Below are 1,917 nucleotides of genomic sequence, written 5' to 3'. Positions count from 1 at the left end.
CAAAGATATTGAAGCGATCGGTAATGATTCTACTTACGAATCATATAACCTTCTGCCGCAGCAAATGTAAACATTTCTCCATTAGTTTGGCCACCTAGACTTCCTATGGCATAAACCCCTCGATCGATATCTTTAATCATTTCCTCAACAGGGCGATCGCCTGTTTCAATCGCTGTATTAGTCATCCTGACAATAGGTGGATACATTGCATTTATAGCTCTAGCATTTCCTGTAGGTGTTTCTCTCATTTTTCCAGAAGTTTCTCGATTATGCAGACGAGTTGTTAATACTCCATTTTTGATTAAATATTTGCGCTGTCCAGGAACACCTTCATCGTCATATTTTATAGAACCACTCAAACCATCAATAGTAGCATCATCTATTACATTCAACTTTTCTATACCTATTGGTTTACCTAATTTTAGTAACTCTTTCATCTGGGGGTTCTCATAAATAGAGTCTGCCTCAGAAAGATGACCAAAAGCTTCGTGAATAAATACACCTGCCATATAAGGGTCTAACAATACAGTATATTGTCCACCTTTAACGGGTTTTGCCTCTAGTTGACGGATGGCCTGTTCTGCTGCCCCGATAACTTGGTTATCAATGTCGCAGAGAGTGTGATAATCTGTACGAGAACTGATATATTTGATGCCCTGTTTAACTAAACTGCCTACTCCACAAGCAATGGCTCTGAATTTGCTATTGACATCTAGGCGTTCTTGTGCTATGCAACTTCCGATAGAATTGACAAAATAAGTAATAGCAAAGCGATCGCGATAACTGACATTTGTGGTCTGAATTCGAGGATCGAAGTGTAGCAATAATTGATTGTAGGTTTCAATTAATTGTCGCTTTTCTTCTAAAGATATGTCACGGGGGTCGCGGCCAAATTTGACTACTACATAATCTTGAATAGGTTCAATGGGAGCTAGCTGAGTATTTTCTTTTCCTATTAAATAAGCGTGAGAAATTGCTTCTTCGATTCTATTTGATAGTTCTGAAATATTGTTGAAAGTAACGAAACTCCATCCTCCTTTGTGGCAAGTACGAATACTTCCGGCAAGGGAAAAATGAGAGTTAATTGTATTTAATTGTAGGGCAGAAAATGAAATAGTAGTTGATTCACTTTGTTCTAGGCGAATTTCTAGATAATCGACATGATTACTGTAATTATAAATTTTATTTTGTAATTGCTCTAGAAGAGAATTATTTTTTGTGAGTTTTGTAGTCATTATCTATTTTTATGCTGATATTATTTGTTCTTGAATCAAATAAATTTGATGAAAGTTTGTAGTTATTATTCACTTTCTTACTTGAAAATGTTACTGCTGGCTTATAGTAGCTCGTTCGGATATTATTTATAATAATAAATGTTTGTATGAAACACCAGTGGAACCTAATTAGAGAATACCTGAAAATCTTAATTTCATCTTAGTTAGGATTGTAGAATGCTTGTACATACATTTTTGAGTTATGAATGAAAGCTGAAATAATCAATGTAATAAACACAGCTTGGCAATTTCTAGAAGGTAATAGCAGATTCATGTCTTGGAATCTATTTTTAGCTTGATTTACTGTGGCCATGAGTTTTTGGTTGTTTTCCAAACCTCGCTCCATTTTTATACGATGGGGAGTTTTATTACTATTGGGTGCTAGTTTATTGCCAAATATAAATAGAGTTGTGGCCTATGGCAGTAAATTGAACATTGAAGTGGCGATCGCTATTACTTTAGTATTAATAATTTTAGATATATGTTGATTACGTCGTCCCCAGCATTCTTCTTTATCATTTTCTTTGTGGGTTTAATACCCCACCCTCTACACGGTGTTCACGCATTACTTGGGGGAGCGAATCCCCATGTAATTTTCCTCCTGTCTCCTGTCTCCTGTCTCCTGTCTCCTTCTTCAATGTGG

General features: G+C 35.9%; 2 protein-coding genes. One reads left to right on the top strand and one right to left on the bottom strand.

Annotated features, from left to right (window positions below; translation table 11 throughout):
- Positions 1-29 precede the first annotated feature (29 nt).
- Complete coding sequence (locus F6K13_RS31005; RefSeq protein WP_287289559.1) at positions 30-1,235, bottom strand: TldD/PmbA family protein; 1,206 nt, start codon at positions 1,233-1,235, stop codon at positions 30-32.
- A 344-nt stretch (positions 1,236-1,579) separates the two neighbouring features.
- Between F6K13_RS31005 and F6K13_RS31000 the strand changes: the two genes are divergently transcribed.
- Entirely contained in the window at positions 1,580-1,762 is a 183-nt protein-coding gene (locus F6K13_RS31000; protein WP_124147518.1) for a hypothetical protein, read from the top strand.
- The last annotated feature ends 155 nt before the right edge of the window (positions 1,763-1,917 follow it).

Source organism: Okeania sp. SIO2B9 (assembly GCF_010672505.1).
Lineage (GTDB): Bacteria > Cyanobacteriota > Cyanobacteriia > Cyanobacteriales > Microcoleaceae > Okeania > Okeania hirsuta.
This window is presented reverse-complemented; position numbering and strand designations above follow the sequence as displayed.

Coding starts and splice junctions, on each gene's coding strand:
- F6K13_RS31005 (WP_287289559.1), bottom strand. CDS start 1,235: ATGACTACAAAACTCACAAAAAATAATTCTCTTCTAGAGCAATTACAA.